The 15,461-nt window shown below is 67.4% G+C and carries 15 protein-coding genes; 6 read left to right on the forward strand and 9 right to left on the reverse strand.

All coding sequences use genetic code 11. The features are described from left to right. Window positions 1–50: 50 nt before the first annotated feature. Window positions 51–941 carry a TauD/TfdA family dioxygenase gene (locus VHP37_18520; GenBank protein HEX2828355.1) on the reverse strand — a complete coding sequence of 297 codons (891 nt, stop codon included), beginning with the start codon at window positions 939–941 and terminating at the stop codon, window positions 51–53. An 83-nt stretch (window positions 942–1,024) separates the two neighbouring features. On the opposite strand from VHP37_18520, the gene VHP37_18525 reads away from it, so the two are divergent. From VHP37_18525 to VHP37_18540, 4 genes are all read left to right on the forward strand, one after another. Then, the gene (locus VHP37_18525; protein ID HEX2828356.1) at window positions 1,025–1,729 is read left to right on the forward strand and encodes a GntR family transcriptional regulator; all 705 of its coding nucleotides are present in this window, start codon (window positions 1,025–1,027) and stop codon (window positions 1,727–1,729) included. A gap of 17 nt (window positions 1,730–1,746) precedes the next feature. Further along, entirely contained in the window at window positions 1,747–2,703 is a 957-nt protein-coding gene (locus VHP37_18530; protein ID HEX2828357.1) for a tripartite tricarboxylate transporter substrate binding protein, read from the forward strand. Window positions 2,704–2,836: 133 nt separating this feature from the next. Next, window positions 2,837–3,160, forward strand: coding sequence for a hypothetical protein (locus VHP37_18535; GenBank protein ID HEX2828358.1), 324 nt, complete (start codon window positions 2,837–2,839; stop codon window positions 3,158–3,160). A gap of 67 nt (window positions 3,161–3,227) precedes the next feature. After that, a complete protein-coding gene (locus VHP37_18540; protein HEX2828359.1) occupies window positions 3,228–4,199 on the forward strand; it encodes a tripartite tricarboxylate transporter substrate binding protein in 972 nt (323 codons plus the stop codon). Between the two features lie 99 nt (window positions 4,200–4,298). Here the strand turns inward: VHP37_18540 and VHP37_18545 are convergent, their stop codons facing one another. The 7 genes from VHP37_18545 to VHP37_18575 form a co-directional block, all read right to left on the reverse strand. Next, window positions 4,299–7,637 (reverse strand): EAL domain-containing protein, encoded by a 3,339-nt coding sequence (locus VHP37_18545; protein ID HEX2828360.1) that lies wholly within the window; start codon window positions 7,635–7,637, stop codon window positions 4,299–4,301. A 176-nt stretch (window positions 7,638–7,813) separates the two neighbouring features. Continuing rightward, on the reverse strand, window positions 7,814–8,647 hold the full coding sequence (locus tag VHP37_18550; GenBank protein ID HEX2828361.1) for an SRPBCC family protein: 834 nt from the start codon (window positions 8,645–8,647) through the stop codon (window positions 7,814–7,816). 84 nt (window positions 8,648–8,731) lie between these two features. Beyond that, complete coding sequence (locus VHP37_18555) at window positions 8,732–9,691, reverse strand: tripartite tricarboxylate transporter substrate binding protein (protein ID HEX2828362.1); 960 nt, start codon at window positions 9,689–9,691, stop codon at window positions 8,732–8,734. Window positions 9,692–9,744: 53 nt separating this feature from the next. Then, window positions 9,745–10,452 carry an RES family NAD+ phosphorylase gene (locus VHP37_18560; GenBank protein HEX2828363.1) on the reverse strand — a complete coding sequence of 236 codons (708 nt, stop codon included), beginning with the start codon at window positions 10,450–10,452 and terminating at the stop codon, window positions 9,745–9,747. Between the two features lie 9 nt (window positions 10,453–10,461). Beyond that, window positions 10,462–10,920, reverse strand: a complete 459-nt coding sequence (locus VHP37_18565; GenBank protein ID HEX2828364.1) for an antitoxin Xre/MbcA/ParS toxin-binding domain-containing protein — start codon at window positions 10,918–10,920, stop codon at window positions 10,462–10,464. Between the two features lie 200 nt (window positions 10,921–11,120). Then, window positions 11,121–12,362 carry a hypothetical protein gene (locus VHP37_18570; GenBank protein ID HEX2828365.1) on the reverse strand — a complete coding sequence of 414 codons (1,242 nt, stop codon included), beginning with the start codon at window positions 12,360–12,362 and terminating at the stop codon, window positions 11,121–11,123. Between the two features lie 11 nt (window positions 12,363–12,373). Then, window positions 12,374–13,297 (reverse strand): carboxymuconolactone decarboxylase family protein, encoded by a 924-nt coding sequence (locus tag VHP37_18575; protein HEX2828366.1) that lies wholly within the window; start codon window positions 13,295–13,297, stop codon window positions 12,374–12,376. Window positions 13,298–13,399: 102 nt separating this feature from the next. Here VHP37_18575 and VHP37_18580 point away from each other — a divergent pair, with 102 nt between their 5' ends. Both VHP37_18580 and VHP37_18585 read left to right on the forward strand, forming a co-directional pair. Continuing rightward, entirely contained in the window at window positions 13,400–14,158 is a 759-nt protein-coding gene (locus VHP37_18580; protein ID HEX2828367.1) for an SDR family NAD(P)-dependent oxidoreductase, read from the forward strand. 21 nt (window positions 14,159–14,179) lie between these two features. Next, the gene (locus tag VHP37_18585) at window positions 14,180–15,034 is read left to right on the forward strand and encodes an alpha/beta hydrolase (protein HEX2828368.1); all 855 of its coding nucleotides are present in this window, start codon (window positions 14,180–14,182) and stop codon (window positions 15,032–15,034) included. Window positions 15,035–15,124: 90 nt separating this feature from the next. On the opposite strand, the gene VHP37_18590 is transcribed toward VHP37_18585, so the two are convergent. Then, window positions 15,125–15,461, reverse strand: a 337-nt coding sequence (locus VHP37_18590) for an alpha/beta hydrolase-fold protein (GenBank protein HEX2828369.1), incomplete at its 5' end; no start/stop codon positions are given.

The raw sequence follows: 15,461 nt of genomic DNA on the forward strand, positions 1-15,461 counted from the left end.
GTTTCCCTCCGAGACGTTCTCCGCCGCCGCTTGCGGCGAACCGGCCGCGGTCACGCGGCCGGTTTGCCGCCCTTGACCTGAGTGCGCAGCATGAACCTGCGCTCGTTCGCATCGAACGCCGTGCGCTTGTGCATGACGCAGCGGTTGTCCCACATCAGCAGGTCGCCCACGCTCCACTTCTGCCACCACGACTTGCTCTCGTCGGTGGCGTGCGCCCACAGCCGGTCGAGCAGCGCTTCGCTTTCCTCGAGCGTAAGCCCCAAGACGTAGCCGCGCGGGCGGCGACCGAGATACAACGCCTTGCGTCCGGTGATCGGATGCTTGATCACGATCGGGTGCAGCGCGCCCGGCGCTTCGCGCGGATCGGTCACCGGCTTGAAGCCCTTGCGCAGCTCGCCCGCGCTGTTGTGGCTGGCGTCGTGCTTGATCACTTTGCCCTCGATCGCCTTTTTCAGGTCTTCGGGCAACGTCTCGTACGCGTCGTACATGCTGAGGAAGCCGGTCTCGCCGCCTTCCCTGGTCACTTCGAGCCCGTAGAGGATCGCCGCCGAGGGCGTGACTTCGACGTACGACATGTCGGTGTGCCACACCGCTTCGCCGTAACCGAGGCTGCCGACGGGCTGTCCGTCCTGGAGGATGTTCGACATCACGGCGATCTTGGGATAACCCTCGATCCACGGCTTGCCCGAGATGTTGATCGGCGCGTTGTCGAGCTCGCCGAAGCGCGCGCTGAACGCCTGGAGGTCTTCCTTCGACAGGTTCTGCCCGCGGAAACGCAGCACGTTGTATTTCATCCACGCATCAAAGATCTGCTGGAACTCGGCGTCGCTGAGGTTCGCGAGGTCGACGCCTTCGATGTCCGCGCCGACCGGCTTGCCGGTGGGGACGACACGGACCTGGGATACGGTGCGCGGCTTCGCCGCGGTGGACGTGGCTGACATGTGGGCTCCTGAAAGGGAACGGCGATTGTAACAGGATTATTAATAATCTACAATCCTACCAAATCGATATAAATCCACGCCCCATGACCCCAGCAGCCGCCGACGCAGGCGCGCAAACCCTGCCGGAGCGCATCGCCGCGGCGATCGCGGCGGACATCGTCGAAGGCCGCCACGCCCCGGGCGAGCGCCTCGTCGAGGCCCGCCTCGTCAAAGCCTACGGCGTGAGCCACGGGCCGGTGCGTGACGCCCTGCGCGTGCTCCAGTCGAGCGGGCTCGTGCACATCCATCCCTATCGCGGCGCGCAGGTGACGACGCTGTCGGTGCGCGAAGTGCAGGAGATCTACCAGGTGCGCGCCGCTCTGGTGGGCCTGCGCGCACGCTGGCTCGCGGAGGACGCCGCACGCGGAGATGTCATCGAGGAGGCCGGGGCGCTCGTGGACAAGCTGGATGCGCTCGCGCGCAAAGACGCCGCGGGCGACGAATACGTCGGTGTCGCGCTCGCGCTGAACCGCATGCTGACCGACAACCTCTCCAACCGCTGGCTGCGCTCGACGCTGCAGGCGCTCACGCTGCAGACGAGCCGCTACACCCGGCTCGCCCTCGGCACGCCTGCGCGGCGGCGCGAATCGGCGCGGCTCTGGCGCACGCTGATCGACGCGATACGCACGGGCGATGCCGACGAAGCCCAGCGCATCGCATCCGTGATCTCGCTCGGCACGCGCGACGCGGCCATCGGCGAGCTCGAAAGCCGCGAAGCGCAGGCCGCGACGCCGGCATCCGTCAACTGAACCACGAGGATCTAGCAATGCTGCGTGTATCGATCATAGCCGCGCTCGCGCTCGCTTCAGGCGCGTTCGCCGCCGACAACTATCCCGCCAGGCCCGTGAGGATCATCGTGCCGTGGCCGGCCGCGGGCTCCATCGATGCCGCGGGCAGGGTCGCGTCGCAAAGCCTGTCGAAAGCGCTGGGCGGCAGCTTCGTCGTCGACAACCGCGCCGGCGCGGCGGGCACCATCGGCGCCGACCTGGTCGCCAAGTCCGCGCCCGACGGCTACACGCTGATGGTGCATTCGGCGACCCACGTCGCGAACGCCACGAGCTATCCGAAGCTGCCGTACCGGACGATCCAGGACTTCACGCCGATCGCGTTCATCTCGGCGCAGCCGGCGGTGCTCGTCGCGCACCCCTCGCTGCCGGTGAAGTCGGTGCGCGATTTCATCGCGCTCGCCAAATCGCGCCCGGGGCAGATCAATTACGCGTCGTCGGGCAACGGCAGCTCGCCGCACCTCGCGATGGCGCTCTTCACCTCGACCGCCAGGATCGATCTCGTGCACGTGCCCTATCGCGGCGGCCCGCCCGCTTTCACCTCGCTCCTGTCCGGGGAGACGCAGGCGTCGATCGCGACGCTGCCCAACGCGCTGCCGCACGTGAACGCGGGCCGCGTGCGCGCCCTCGGCGTGACCACGGCCAGGCGCGTTCAGGCCGCGCCGGCGATCCCGACCATCGCCGAGTCCGGATTGCCCGGCTACGAGATGAATCCGTGGATCTCGCTGTTCGGGCCCGCCGGCCTCGATCGCGCGCTCGTGCAGCGCATGAACGGCGTCATCAACCAGGCGCTCGCCGATCCCGAGGTCGCGCGCGGCATGGTGCGCCAGGGGCTCGAGCCGTGGTCGGGAACGCCCGAGCAGCTCGCAGCGCGCATGCAGACCGATCTGCAAAAATTCGCAAAACTGATCAAGGCGATCGGGCTGTCCACCGAATGATGTTGCACTGCGTGAATGCTGCAGTGCGGGATTGACCGATAGAACCAGACGCCGATAATGGCGGTCTCATTTTTTTGACGCAGGTGCCATTCGAGCCCCTGCGTCTGACCCCATTCGTGCGCGAGACCGACCGATGAGCGATTCTCCCTGGAACGCATACGGGCGCGTGCCTTCGCTGTCCGCCGGCAATGACAGCAAAGCGGCCAAGGACAACCCGGTCGCGGGCGTGGTCAACGAAGTGATACGCGGCCGCGAAAAGCTCGACCAGTACCTGAACAACGTGCTGCGCGAGTACTTCGAGATCCAATCCGGCGACGGCGGCTACCGCAGCATCATCGCCGACGCGCTCACGCCCTCGAATCGCCCCGAGACGATCGAGGAGCGCCTGAACCGGCTTGCGCAGGAATCCGAATCGCGGCGCCCGGCGCCGCGGCTGCGCAGACCCCGCTCGCGCTGAGCCCGCGCGGGCTGGCTGAGAAGCGGCCGAGTCCTTCGGCCACAACCATAACAACGGAGGAGACCTCATGACACGTGCGCTCACGACGTGCGCCTGCGCGGCGCTCGCGCTCGGCTTCGGTGCGGCCGCCCACGCCCAGAACTATCCCGCGAAGCCCGTGCGCATCATCGTGCCTTTCGCCGCGGGCGGGCCTGCGGACATCTTCGCGCGCTTCGAAGCGCAGCGTCTGCAGGACGCGCTGGGCGGCTCGTTCGTCGTCGACAATCGTCCTGGCGCCGGATCGATCATCGGCACCGAGATCGCGCAGAAATCGCCGCCCGACGGCTACACGCTGCTCATGATGTCGAACACTCACACGGTCAACGAGTCGCTGGTGCCGAAGAAGCCTTTCACGCTGATGAAGGACTTCGTCGCGATCGCGCCGGTCAACTACTCCGACCTCCTGATGGTGGTGCATCCCACGGTGCCGGCGAAATCGGTGAAGGAATTCGTCGCGCTCGCCAAAGCGAAGCCGCGCGGCATGAACTACGCTTCGTCGGGTACGGGCACGCCGTACCACATGGCCGGCGAGCTCTTCAAGGCGCTGGCCCATGTCGACATCGTGCACGTCCCGCACAAAGGCAGCGCCGAAGCGCGCACCAGCGTCGTCAGCGGCCAGGTCGAGATGATGATCGACGCAATCACCACGATGGCGCCGATCGCCAAGTCCGGCCGCGTGCGCGCGCTGGCGACGACGGGGAAGAAGCGCTCCGACGTGATGCCCGACGTTCCGACCGTCGAGGAAGCCGGCGTGAAAGGCTACGAAGCGGTGATCTGGCTGGGCCTGATGGCCCCGGCCGGCACGCCGAAGGCGGCGATCGACCGCCTCAACGCCGAGATGGCCAAGATCGCGGCGCGGCCCGACGTCCGCAAGACCTGGCTCGAGCAGGGTGCGGTGCCGATGTCGATGACGACGGCGGAGTTCGAGCGCTTCCTCAACGACGACATCGCGAAGTGGGCGAAGATCGTGAAGATCTCCGGCGCGCGGGTCGATCAGTAGAGGATCGTCATTCCCGCGAAGGCGGGAATCCACGTGAATCGTTAAAGTCAAAATGGATTCCCGATAGTCCCGCTATCGCGGTTCGGGAATGACGGCTGTTTAGCCGTTCGCGACTTCCTTGAGCGGCGGTGCGAACGCCGCGTGCAGCATCTTCGTCGCTTCCTCCGCCGTCACCGGCTTGCTGAAGTAGTACCCCTGCAGCTCCTCGCAGCCGTGCTGCCGCAGGAAGGCGAGCTGCTCCTCGCTTTCCACGCCCTCGGCGATCACCTTGAGCCCGAGACTGTGCGCCATCGCCATGATGGCCTGCGTGATCGCGGTGTTGCCGGTGTCGCCCGGCACGTCGGCGACGAACGAGCGGTCGATCTTGAGCGAGTCGATCGGGAAGCGCTTCAGGTACGCGAGCGACGAATAACCGGTGCCGAAGTCGTCGATGGCCACGCGTATCCCCATCTCCTTCAACTGCGAGAGCAGCGCCGCGGCGCGCTGCGCGTTGTGCATCACCGTGCTCTCGGTGATCTCGAGCTCGAGGCAGCTCGTGTCGGCGTTGGTCTCGCGGATCACCTTGACGATGTCGTCGATGAGGTGCCGGTGCAGGAACTGGCGCGGCGAGAGGTTCACCGCCACGCGCAGCGGCGGCAGTCCCTGCTCCACCCACTTCCTCTGCTGCTCGCACGCGCGCGCGAGCACCCACGCGCCGATCGGCACGACCAGTCCGGTCTCCTCGGCGATCTCGATGAACTTGCCCGGCGAGAGCAGACCGACTTCCGGATGGTTCCAGCGCACCAGCGCTTCCATGCCGCTGATATGGCCGGTCGCGGCCTCGACCACCGGCTGGTAGTAGACGACGAGCTCGTTCCGCTCCAGAGCGCCGCGTAATTGCGATTCGAGCGTCAGGCGCTCGACCGAGTGCACGTTGAACTGGTCGGAGTAGAACTGGAAGGTGTTGCGCCCCTGCTCCTTCGCGCGATACATCGCGATATCCGCGAACTTGAGCAGCGAGCGCATGTCCTGTGCATCGACCGGGAAGCTGCTGATGCCGATGCTCGCGGTGACGTGCACTTCGCGGCCGGCGATGACGTAGCTCTCGGTGAGCGCGGAGATGAGCTTCTCCGCGACCCGCCCCACCGCGGTCGCGTTCGACGCGTCTTCGAGCAGGACGACGAACTCGTCGCCGCCCAGCCGCGCGACGGTGTCGCCGGTGCGCAGGTTGTCGGTGATCCGCTGCGCGACTTCTCTAAGCAGGAGGTCGCCCGATTCGTGGCCCAGCGTGTCGTTGATGATCTTGAAGCGGTCGAGGTCGATGAACATCACCGCGAGCGCGGTGCCGGAGCGCTCGGCATCGCGGATCGCGCTCTCGAGGCGCTGGTTGAACATGACGCGGTTCGGAAGCTGCGTGAGCGCGTCGTGCATCGCCACGAACTTCACCGCTTCCTCGGCCTGCATGCGCACGATGAACTGGCCGATCTGGCGCCCGATCGATTCGGCGATCTGGAGCAGCATCGCGTCGGGCTCGCGCACGTCGCGGTGGAAGAACTCCAGCACCCCGAGCACCTGGTTGTTGGCGAGGAGCGGGAAGGCGAAAGCGCCGTGCAGGCCCGCGCGCTCGATGAGCTCGCGGCGCTTCAGGTCGGTCTTGGTGACGTCGGCGATCCACACCGGCGCCGCAGTCGCATAGGTGCGCCGTATCAGACCCTGGGAGTTCGGGTCGGGCTTGACCGCCCGGTGCATCGCCCATTCGGCGAACGCCCTGATCTCCGGCTGGTCGATGCACCACATCTCCTGGCGCCGCAGGAGCTGCGCATCGGCGTCGTAGTCGTAGCGGTCGCCGTAATGCCAGCCCATCGTCTCGCAGATCGTGCGGATGATCTTCGGGATGGCTTCGTCGAGGCTCTCCTCCTCCGCCAGCACGCGGGTGATCGCGTGCTCCATGGCCTGGCGGCGCTCGGCCTGCTTTCTCCCGGTGATGTCGATGATCGTGCCGATGAGGCCGGCCACCGCGCCGTCGCTGCGCGCGTACGTCGCCTTGTAATACACGACGTCGTGGCGCACGCCGTCGGCCGTGGTGATCACGGCCTCGTACGACTGGCTGCCGGGCGAGCGCCACAGCTCGCGGTCGAGCGCGTCCATGCGGTCGGCGAGCGCGCGGTCGTGCGGATAGAGGTCGTGGACGGTCTTGCCGACGAAGGTCGCGCGCGACAGCCCGAAGTACGCCTCCCACGCCTTGTTGACGCCGAGGTAGCACCCGTCGGTGCCCTTGAAGAAGATGGGATTCGGCAACGCCTCGATCATCGACTGGGTGAGGCGCTGCATCTCGGAGAGCCGCGCCTCGCTCTGGCGCAGGTCGTCGGTGATCTCGCTCGCGAGCTTGCGGGCGCGCTCGGTCGACGACGCGAGCGAGCGGACGAGCCCGGCGAGCAGCGCGCTCACCACGATGCCGCCGAACAGCAGTATCCACGGCAGCGCGCGATCGGTCGGCGTCATGAAGTCGCGTGAGACACCCTCGAAGCGCATCTTCCAGCGCCGGCCGCCGCTGGAGAGCGGCGTTTCGCGCAGGAAGTAGTCGCGATCGGTGACGCTGAAGGGATGCGACGCCGCCTTGTCGTGCAGCAGGTACTCGGTCGTGCCGGCGCCGACGTTGCGCGCGCCGGCGATGTCGGACGCTTCGTACACGCGGATCGCGAGCGGCGCGAGCGCGGCGTGCGCGAGCAGGTCGCCGACTACGTCGCGCACCAGCAGCGTCGCGCTCAGCGCGCCGGTGAACGCCGCGCGCCGCTCTTCGACGGTACCGTGAGGCATGCCGTCACGGTAGACCGGCACGCGCACGCTGACGGCGGGAGAGCGCGTGGGGTCGGAGACGAGGGTCAGGCGCCCGGACAGCACGGGCTCGTTGAGATCGCGTGCCCGCTCGACCGACTCCCTGCGCTCTTCGGCGAGGAGGTCGAGCCCGAACGTCGGCTCGCGCCCGCGGCTCGGCTCGCTGTACAGGACCGGCATGTACTCGGCGCGTTCCCCGGGCGGCCGGATCGCGAAGCCGGGGTAGCCCGCGCGATCGACCGAGCGGTCGTTGCGCACCTTCTCGATCAGCTCGGGCAGCTTCGCGGCGGGGACCAGCGGCGCATAGTTGACCGCGCGTATGCTGGGGTGGCGCTCGCGCAGGTTGAGGCCTTCGACGTACTGCCTGAAGTCCTCGCGCGACACCTCATCGGAGGCGCGGAAGAGGCCCTGCGCGCCGAGCATGACGTCGTAGGTGCTGAGCAGCCGGGTGTGTATCGCACCGGCCGTATCGGCGATGGCGGCGTCGATCTTGGCGTCGGCGTCCTGATGGATCCTTTGATCCGCAAGGCTCCAGGACAGCAACGCGATGGCGGTGCCTGCGGCGAAGACGCCCCACGCCAGCGCGGTCGGCGACACGTGCAGCGCAAGCTTCCCCCAGTTCACGGCCAAGACATCTCTCCCTCGGCGCGCCATTCGTTCTTATTGTGCGCACGGACGTGGTCGGCGCCCGTCCGGCAAAATGTACGCGGTTGCCGGCACTTTACGCGATCGCGCCTCGGGCGTGCGCGATTATGGGGTCATCGTCAGCGAAGTAATCGAGAATTTGTTGCGGATTCGACTCACGCGGGCGTCTTGCCGTAGCCGGTCTCCATCAGGCGCTTGAAAGCGGCGAGGTCGGCGCGGATGTCGGCGCCCTTGCCGAGGAGCTTCGCCAGCGAGCCGCCGATCGAGCCGGTCGGAGGGTCGTAGAGCAGCTCCACCGTTACGCGCGTGCCGCCGTCTTCGGGATCGAAGCGCACCGAACCGGCGTTGTAGACGTCGGAGGTATCGAGCGAGCGCCATGCGAGGCAGTGATTGGGACGCTCGTCGATGATCTCCGATTCCCATTCGATCTCGCCGTCGGGTCCGGCGGCCGTCCAGTGCGAGCGCTGACCGTCGATCACGCGCACGCGCTTGACGTGCGGCATCACGCGCGGCAGGTTGGCGAGATCGCGCCAGAACGCATACAGCGCTTCGGGAGGCGCGGCGACGCTGATGCTCTCCGCGATGTGCACCGGGGCCGCACGGCGCTCCGAGAGCTCGTCGCTGCAATAGACGTCGAGCGCGGTGATGCCGGCCACGGCGCCGAAAGCCGCACCGAGACGCGCGCCGCGGCTCGCGGACATCGGCGCGGCGGCGGCGAGACATACCAGGTCGATGGCGTCGCCGGCCACGCGCGCCTTGAGCCACGGCGCCGGATTGCGCTGCGTGATGATGCCGAGCCCGCAGGCGAGCTCGCGGACGCCCATCAGGCGCATGAACGTCGGCGCCGGCGGCAGTCCCGCGAGCCGGCACACCGTGCGCGGCGCGATGATCTGCGCGAGGCCGATCCCTACGCTCAACCAGCCGAGCCCGCGCGCCAGGCCGTCGACGTGGGGTTCACGGTATGCGCGCGTTTTGCGGGAGGACGTCATTTGAGCTCCTGATAGTGCGAGTCGCACGCTCGGTGCAACCGACGTGCCGTTTATCGTGAAACGTGAGCCGTGAAATGTGAAACGTCAAGAGCCGTCGCTGACGTGGGCTGCCTTCACGACTTTGCGCCACTTGTCCAGATCGTTGCGGTAGTAAGTCTTGAACTTCGCGGCGTCGCCGCCTTCGGCTTCGACACCGAGCGCGCTGAAACGCTCGCGAGTCTCCGGAACGGCGAGTATCTTGCCGACGTCCGCGGCGATCTTGTCGACGATCCGCGGCGGCATGCCGCGGGGCCCGAAGAGACCGTACCACACGTTCACTTCGAAGCCGGGAACGCCCGACTCCGCGATCGTCGGCACGTTCGGGAGCTGAGGCGAGCGCTTGAGACCGCTCGTCGCCAGCGCTCTCACCTTGCCTGCACGGATCATCGGCAGGTTGACCGGAATGCCGCCGAGGTAGAACGACAGCGCCCCGCTCATCAGGTCGTTCTGCGCCGCGGGTCCGCTCTTGTACGGCACGTGCAGCAGCTTCACCCCCGCCATGAGCGCGAAGAGCTCGCCGGCGAGATGGTCCGAGCTGCCGTTGCCGCCGCCCGAACCGTAGCTCACTTCGCCCGGCTTCGCCTTCGCGAGAGCGATCAGGTCCTTCACCGAATTCACCGCTGAGGACGGGCTCACGACGAGCGCATTGTGCCGCGACGAGATCTGCGTGAGCGGCTCGAGGTCGCGCAACGCGTCGAACGGCAGCTTGCGGTAATAAGACGCGGCGATGGCGACGCTGCTCGAACCGAAGAGGATGGTGTAACCGTCGGGCACCGCTTTCGCGACCACGTCCATGCCGAGCGTGCCGCCCGCGCCGCCGCGGTTGTCGACGATGACCGGCTGCCCCCACGCTTCGTTCATCTTCTGCGCGAGCACGCGCGCGACGATGTCCATGCTGCTGCCCGGCCCGATGTGCACGACCATGCGCACCGGCCTCGTCGGAAACGTTTGTGCCGACGCGCCCGCACACACAGCCAGCCCGACTGCCGCCGCGAACGCGCGCATCCGCTTTTTCGTCACCGCATCACCCGTCACCGTTTCATCCGTCACTTTCTCCTTCAAGCAAGCTCCGACGGTCTGACCGTCATCCACGCCCGCCCGTTCTGCCGGCGCACCACCACCTCGTCGCGCGTCGGATTCGTCACGTAGGTGAGATAGCACCGATCGCGCACCGACGACAACACCTGCGGGCGCAGTATCGCCGCGTTGTCGCCGGGGCCGCGCGCCGAGCGCACGAGCACGCCGCTCTGGCTCTGATCGTGGAGGTAGCGTCCGAGCGCGTGGGTGTACGCATAGCTCGCGCGATCCACGAGCTGCGGGAACCGGGCTTCCCCGCCCCTCAGGTCCATGACGATCGCATCGCAGCGCACGTCGAAAACGCGGCGCTCGCCGACGATCTCGCGATCTTCCCCTTTGAAGCTGTCGTCGATGAAGCGGCGCCAATGGTAAATCGATTCGGGCACCGTGGTCTCCATCTCGAGCGAACCGTACCACACGCCGTAATGCAGGCCGTCCGAGAAACGCGTCTGCTGCCAGTGGTGAGGCACGAACGGATAAGTAATGACCGCGCCATAGTCGAAAGGGCGCGTCACCAGCGGCGCGGCGCTCGCGATGTAATCCTGGCTCTCGGCGGCGATCGCGACCGACCAGTCCGCCGCGTCCGCCGACAGATCGTCGAAGAGCGCCTGCGATTCGCGGATCGTCTTGATGTTGCGCGCGAGGTCGCCGTGGTAATCCACCGCGCTGCGGATCAGGTCCTGGAACACGTATCGCGCCTAGCGGCCCCGCTCGAAGTCGAGATAGCGGCGCACCGCGAGCATGCCCTCGAAGCCGTAGCGCTTGATGACGTCGAGCGGCGAGGCGCCGTCGAAGCGGCGGTTGGGCGCCGCTATCCAGCGGTACGCGAGGTCGCGGTCGTGCGGGAAGATGATGCGCAGCGACTTGTGGATGCCCAGGAGGTGCCCGGCGCGCGAGATGAGGTCGGCGCTGTCGGCGAGCGGCTCGCCGCGGCGATAGCGGGCGAGCGTCGAGCGCGACCCCGGCGACAACCCGAGGAGCGCGGCCTGATCCGCCGCGCTCAGGCCCCAATGGTCGAACAGCGCGACGACCAGTTTCGCCAGGCGCGTGCGCGCCTCGCGATCGCGAAGGTCGGGGTAAGCGGCGGGTTGCTCCTGCAGCGCCGCCGTGGGCTTGCTGGCGCTGATGTCGTGCTCCGTATCAAATGGCACGTCCATCGTATCTAATGGAACGCACGCCTGTCAACCCGCGCAGCTGACGCGGTGCGTTACGGCGGTCGCCCCACGCACCCTGCGTCCGCCCGGAGCGCACCGCCGGAGAGCCGCGAAGGTGGAAGGGAAGGGAGGAGCGCGAGGAGGGAAACCGTCCGGTTTCCCTCCTCGGTGTTCACCGCGCGCAGCCTGCGCGGGAATTCGGGCTACCGCCCGAATATCCCGCGCAGGATGTTGATCCCCTGCTCCACCGGGGTCCCGCCAGGTATCGGCGACGCCGGCGCGGCCGGTTGCTGTGCCTGCTGCTCGGGCGCCGCCGCCGGCGCGCCGCGGCCGCCGGCGCGGCGCGAGCCGCCCGACGCATCGCCTTCCGCGAGCATCGTCATCCCGGTCGACTTCAGCCGCACCTTCACGGCGTACTCCTGCACCCACGTCTGTTTCGGGTCCTTCGGCCGCGGCGGATGCACCACGTTGAGCTCGTCCCCGTACGCGATGAAGTTGAGCATCGCGCCTTCGCTCTTGAAGATGCCGCCCGGCACCGCGCATTCGGTCGTCTGCGGCGTCATCACGACCTTCTCGCGGATGAGGCGCTGAACCTCGGCGGGCGGCAGGTAGTCCATCAGCACCTGCCCCATCTCCTGCACCTCGCTCGACGACCACATCACCATGTCGTTCTGCTGCTCGCCCTGCCCCACCGCGGTGGCGAAGTAACCGATCGCGGTCGGGATCGACTGCCACTTGACCTGGAACGCGCCCGCGCCCGTCTTGCGGATCGGATCGAACGCGACCGGCGCCATGAAGTCGTGGCCGTTGTCGATCGCGAACTTGATCTCGGGCGTATAGCTGCCGGCGACGACGTGGTCGCCGACGAGCGACGCCTGCTGCGGCACCGCGGTGCTGTTCTCGCGGTTCGGCCATTCGCCGTAGGTGCGGCTGCGGCCGGGTCCCGGCCCCTGCGGACGATTGACGTTGCGCGCGCGGAAGGCCTTCGCGCCTTCGGCCGAGCCGAGCTTCGCGAAGTCGATGACCACCGGCTGGCCCGCGCGCACCGTTTCGCCGCAGCCCCAGTAAATGAGCATGCGGCCTTTCGGCTGCTCGAACGTCTGCGGCGTATCGCGCTCGGGGCGCGGCGCTTGCGCGCGCTCGGTCTGCGGCGTGAGCAGCGGCAGGCTCGCGCCCATGTTCACCCCCGCGGGGATCGCGTGATCGGCGCGCGGCGTGCCGCCCGAGCTTTGCGTGGAGCCCAGATCGAGATGCATGCGCTTGCCGCCCTGCATGTTCGCGGGAAGCATGCCGCCCATGCCGGCCGGCATCGCGAATCCCATCCCGCCGGCGGTTTCCACGCTCATCCAATACACCGCGATCGGCGGCTTGACCGGCTGGTTCTGCGCAAACGCAGCCGGTGCGGCCGCGGCGGCGACGGCCAGCGCGATATTCGAAGCTTTCATCGTGACCCCCTTCACTTTCCGTACGATTCCACGCGCAGCGGCGGATTGCCGATTTCGTCCAGCCGTTTGTCCTCGGCCATGACCTGCACGAACACTTCCAGCGCTTTCAACATCGGCGGCATGCCGAAGTTGACCGCGGTCTGAAAACACACTTCCATGATCTCGCGCGGGTGCGCGCCCTGCCGCAGCGCCCCGCGCATGTGGCCGCGCGCCTGGGTCTCTTCCGCGATCGCGAGGCAGTCGCCGATCATGCACAGGAGCCGGGTCTTGTCGTCGACGACGCCGCGGGTATACATCGCGCCGTAGCAGAACTTTACCCACAGATCGGCGAACTGGCTGTCCATCGTGTCCAGCCACGACAGCACGTTGAGATGATGGCGCGGGCGCATCGTGAGCCCCCTGCCGACCGCGAGCCAGCCGTGGCGCTCGATCAGGCCGGGCAGGCGCGCGTCGGCGACGTCGTCAGGATGCCAGAGCTTGCTCTCCCGGTCGTAGGAGCGCTGCGAGTCGGTGCCGTCGAGCGGGAGCTGGTCTTTCTTCAGCTCTTCGAGCAATCCGTCTTCTTCGGCCACGCGGTAGAACACCTCGATCGCCGGATCGACCGTGGTATGGCCGCCGTACACGGCGCACTGGAGGATGATCTCGAGGATCTCGCGCGCGGGCACCTGCGCGAGCAAACCCGCCTTGATGGTGTCGCACAGCGCCGGATGGCTCTTCGCCATCGTGAACTGGCCGGTCAGCACGAGCAGCCGCGTGCGGGTGTCGAGCGCGGGCCGCTGCAGGATCCCGTTGACCGCGAAATCGAGCCACGACTTCGTGAAATGCTGATCGAGCGCGTCGCGCATCGCCACGCGGCGTTCGAAGGATTCGGGCTGGAGGGCGCGCCCCGCCTCGAACGCACGGGGGCCGTACTTGAACGGAAGATCGGACTGCATGAGCTCTCCGGTTGTATTGATCGTGGACGCCTGGAACGCGTCGAGGGAGATGCTTATTTTCGCCTATGATTGATGCGTCCACAAACGGAAGGAGACTCCACCATGGCGCAATCAGGACGCCTTGCGGATCATGTCGCGATCGTGACCGCGGGGGGGCAGGGCATCGGCGAGGCGATCTGCAAGACCTTCGCGCGCGAAGGGGCGCGCGTCGCGGTCGTCGACCTGAACAAGGCCGAAGCGGAGCGGGTCGCCGGCCAGATCGGTGCGGCCGCGCTCGCGATCGAAGCGGACGTTACGAAAACCCCGGTCGTCGAAGCGATGGTGAAAACGGTCCTCGACAAATGGGGTACCGTCGACATCCTCGTCAACGCCGCGGGCGGCTTCCACCGGCTCGCGCCGATCACCGATATCAGCGACGAGGAGTGGGACCGCGTGATCACGGCCAACCTCAAGAGCACGTTCCTCTGCTCGCGCGCGGTGGCGAGGACGATGATCGAGAAGAAGAAAGGGCGCATCGTCAACATCGCCTCCGGATCGGGCATCGCGCCCAACCCGTACGCGCCCACCTATTTGCCGTACGGCGCGGCCAAGGCCGGCGTGATCAACTTCACCAAAGTGCTCGGCCGCGATCTCGGCCAGTACGGCATCACGGTCAACGCGATCTCGCCCGGCACGACCGCCACGCCGCGCGTGGTGAAGGTGCGCGATGCGGCGAGCATGCAGCGCATCGCGGAGCAGAACCCGATGAAGACGCTCGTGCAGGTCGAAGACAGCGCCGAAGCGGCGCTCTACCTAGCCTCGCCCGAAGCGCGCTATGTTACGGGCGTCAATCTGAACGTGAACGCGGGCAATCTCATGTAGTTTTTCTCGAGGGGGGAGTCCATGGATTCGAAGAGACGCGCACTGCTGGGCACGGGCGCGGCGGCGGCCGCCATCGCCGCCACGGGCGGCGCGTTCGGGGCCTCCGAAGCGAAGCCGGGCGGATCGTTCTACCGGCGGGGCGACGTCCGCATCCACTATCAGGACGTGGGCTCGGGCGTGCCGCTCCTCATCATCCCCGGCGGCGGGCAGAACTCGAACATCGGCTGGGTGACGACGAACGCGCCGTTCGACGCGACCGCCGAGCTCAGGGGCGAGTATCGCTGCATCACCGCGGACCTGCGCAACGCGCCGAGCGGCCAGTCCACCGGCCCCCTCGAGATCGACCGCACGTGGGATTCGTACACCGACGACCAGCTCGGCCTCATGGACCACCTCGGCATCAGGCGCTTCATGGTGCTGGGCTATTGCATCGGCGGCCCGTTCATCTGGAACCTGGTGAAGCGCGCGCCCGACCGCATCATCGCGGCGGTCGTGTCGCAGCCGGTCGGTTTCCGCAAGGAGACCCCGCGGCTCGCGTACGACAACTATATGAAGACGTGGGCGCCGGCGCTGACCAAGCAGCGTCCCGAGATCACGACCGACGCGGTGAGCAGGTTCCTGGTGAGCATGTACGAAGGGCCGCGCGGCGATTTCGTTCACAGCGTCGAGCGCGACGTGGTGCGTGCGTGCAAGGTGCCGGCGCTGATCATGCCCGACGACTCTCCGCCGCACCCCTACGTGATCGCCAAAGAGTGCATCATGCTCGCGCCGAAGTCGGAGGCGTCGATCTATCCGTGGAAGGACCCGAAGGAGCGCGTACCCGTCGCGGTGCGGCAGGTGCGCTCGTTCCTGAAGGCGCATCGGGCATCCGCATGAACGCACGCATCATCGTAGGGTGCGTGATAACGCACCGATAAGGTCTCGGTGCGCTCGCGCGCACCCTACGAGGGCATGGTCAGGTAAGCGTTAGAGATGCGCCGCGTGGTAGCGCAGGTGCTCCTCGACGAACGTCGCGATGAAGAAGTAGCTGTGGTCGTAGCCTTCGCGCATGCGCAGGTCGAGCGCCACGCCGCGGCGATCGCACGCATCTTTCAACAGCTCCGGCTTGAGCTGGCTCTCCAGGAACTGGTCCTTGGTGCCCTGGTCGACGAGGATCGGCGGACCGTCCCAGCCGCGGTCCTCGATCAGCGCGGTCGCGTCGTACTCGCGCCAGCGCGCACGCTCGGCACCCAGATAACCGGTCAGCGCCTTCTCGCCCCACGGTGCGCGCATCGGCGAGACGATCGGCGCGAATGCCGAGACC

The sequence above is a fragment of the Burkholderiales bacterium genome, assembly GCA_036262035.1.
Classification (GTDB): domain Bacteria; phylum Pseudomonadota; class Gammaproteobacteria; order Burkholderiales; family SG8-41; genus JAQGMV01.

What these genes read in the sequence shown, in the direction of transcription:
- VHP37_18520 (HEX2828355.1), bottom strand. Translation starts at nt 941, where the DNA reads ATGTCAGCCACGTCCACCGCGGCGAAGCCGCGCACCGTATCCCAGGTC.
- VHP37_18525 (HEX2828356.1), top strand. Translation starts at nt 1,025, where the DNA reads ATGACCCCAGCAGCCGCCGACGCAGGCGCGCAAACCCTGCCGGAGCGC.
- VHP37_18530 (HEX2828357.1), top strand. Translation starts at nt 1,747, where the DNA reads ATGCTGCGTGTATCGATCATAGCCGCGCTCGCGCTCGCTTCAGGCGCG.
- VHP37_18535 (HEX2828358.1), top strand. Translation starts at nt 2,837, where the DNA reads ATGAGCGATTCTCCCTGGAACGCATACGGGCGCGTGCCTTCGCTGTCC.
- VHP37_18540 (HEX2828359.1), top strand. Translation starts at nt 3,228, where the DNA reads ATGACACGTGCGCTCACGACGTGCGCCTGCGCGGCGCTCGCGCTCGGC.
- VHP37_18550 (HEX2828361.1), bottom strand. Translation starts at nt 8,647, where the DNA reads ATGACGTCCTCCCGCAAAACGCGCGCATACCGTGAACCCCACGTCGAC.
- VHP37_18555 (HEX2828362.1), bottom strand. Translation starts at nt 9,691, where the DNA reads ATGCGCGCGTTCGCGGCGGCAGTCGGGCTGGCTGTGTGTGCGGGCGCG.
- VHP37_18565 (HEX2828364.1), bottom strand. Translation starts at nt 10,920, where the DNA reads ATGGACGTGCCATTTGATACGGAGCACGACATCAGCGCCAGCAAGCCC.
- VHP37_18570 (HEX2828365.1), bottom strand. Translation starts at nt 12,362, where the DNA reads ATGAAAGCTTCGAATATCGCGCTGGCCGTCGCCGCCGCGGCCGCACCG.
- VHP37_18575 (HEX2828366.1), bottom strand. Translation starts at nt 13,297, where the DNA reads ATGCAGTCCGATCTTCCGTTCAAGTACGGCCCCCGTGCGTTCGAGGCG.
- VHP37_18580 (HEX2828367.1), top strand. Translation starts at nt 13,400, where the DNA reads ATGGCGCAATCAGGACGCCTTGCGGATCATGTCGCGATCGTGACCGCG.
- VHP37_18585 (HEX2828368.1), top strand. Translation starts at nt 14,180, where the DNA reads ATGGATTCGAAGAGACGCGCACTGCTGGGCACGGGCGCGGCGGCGGCC.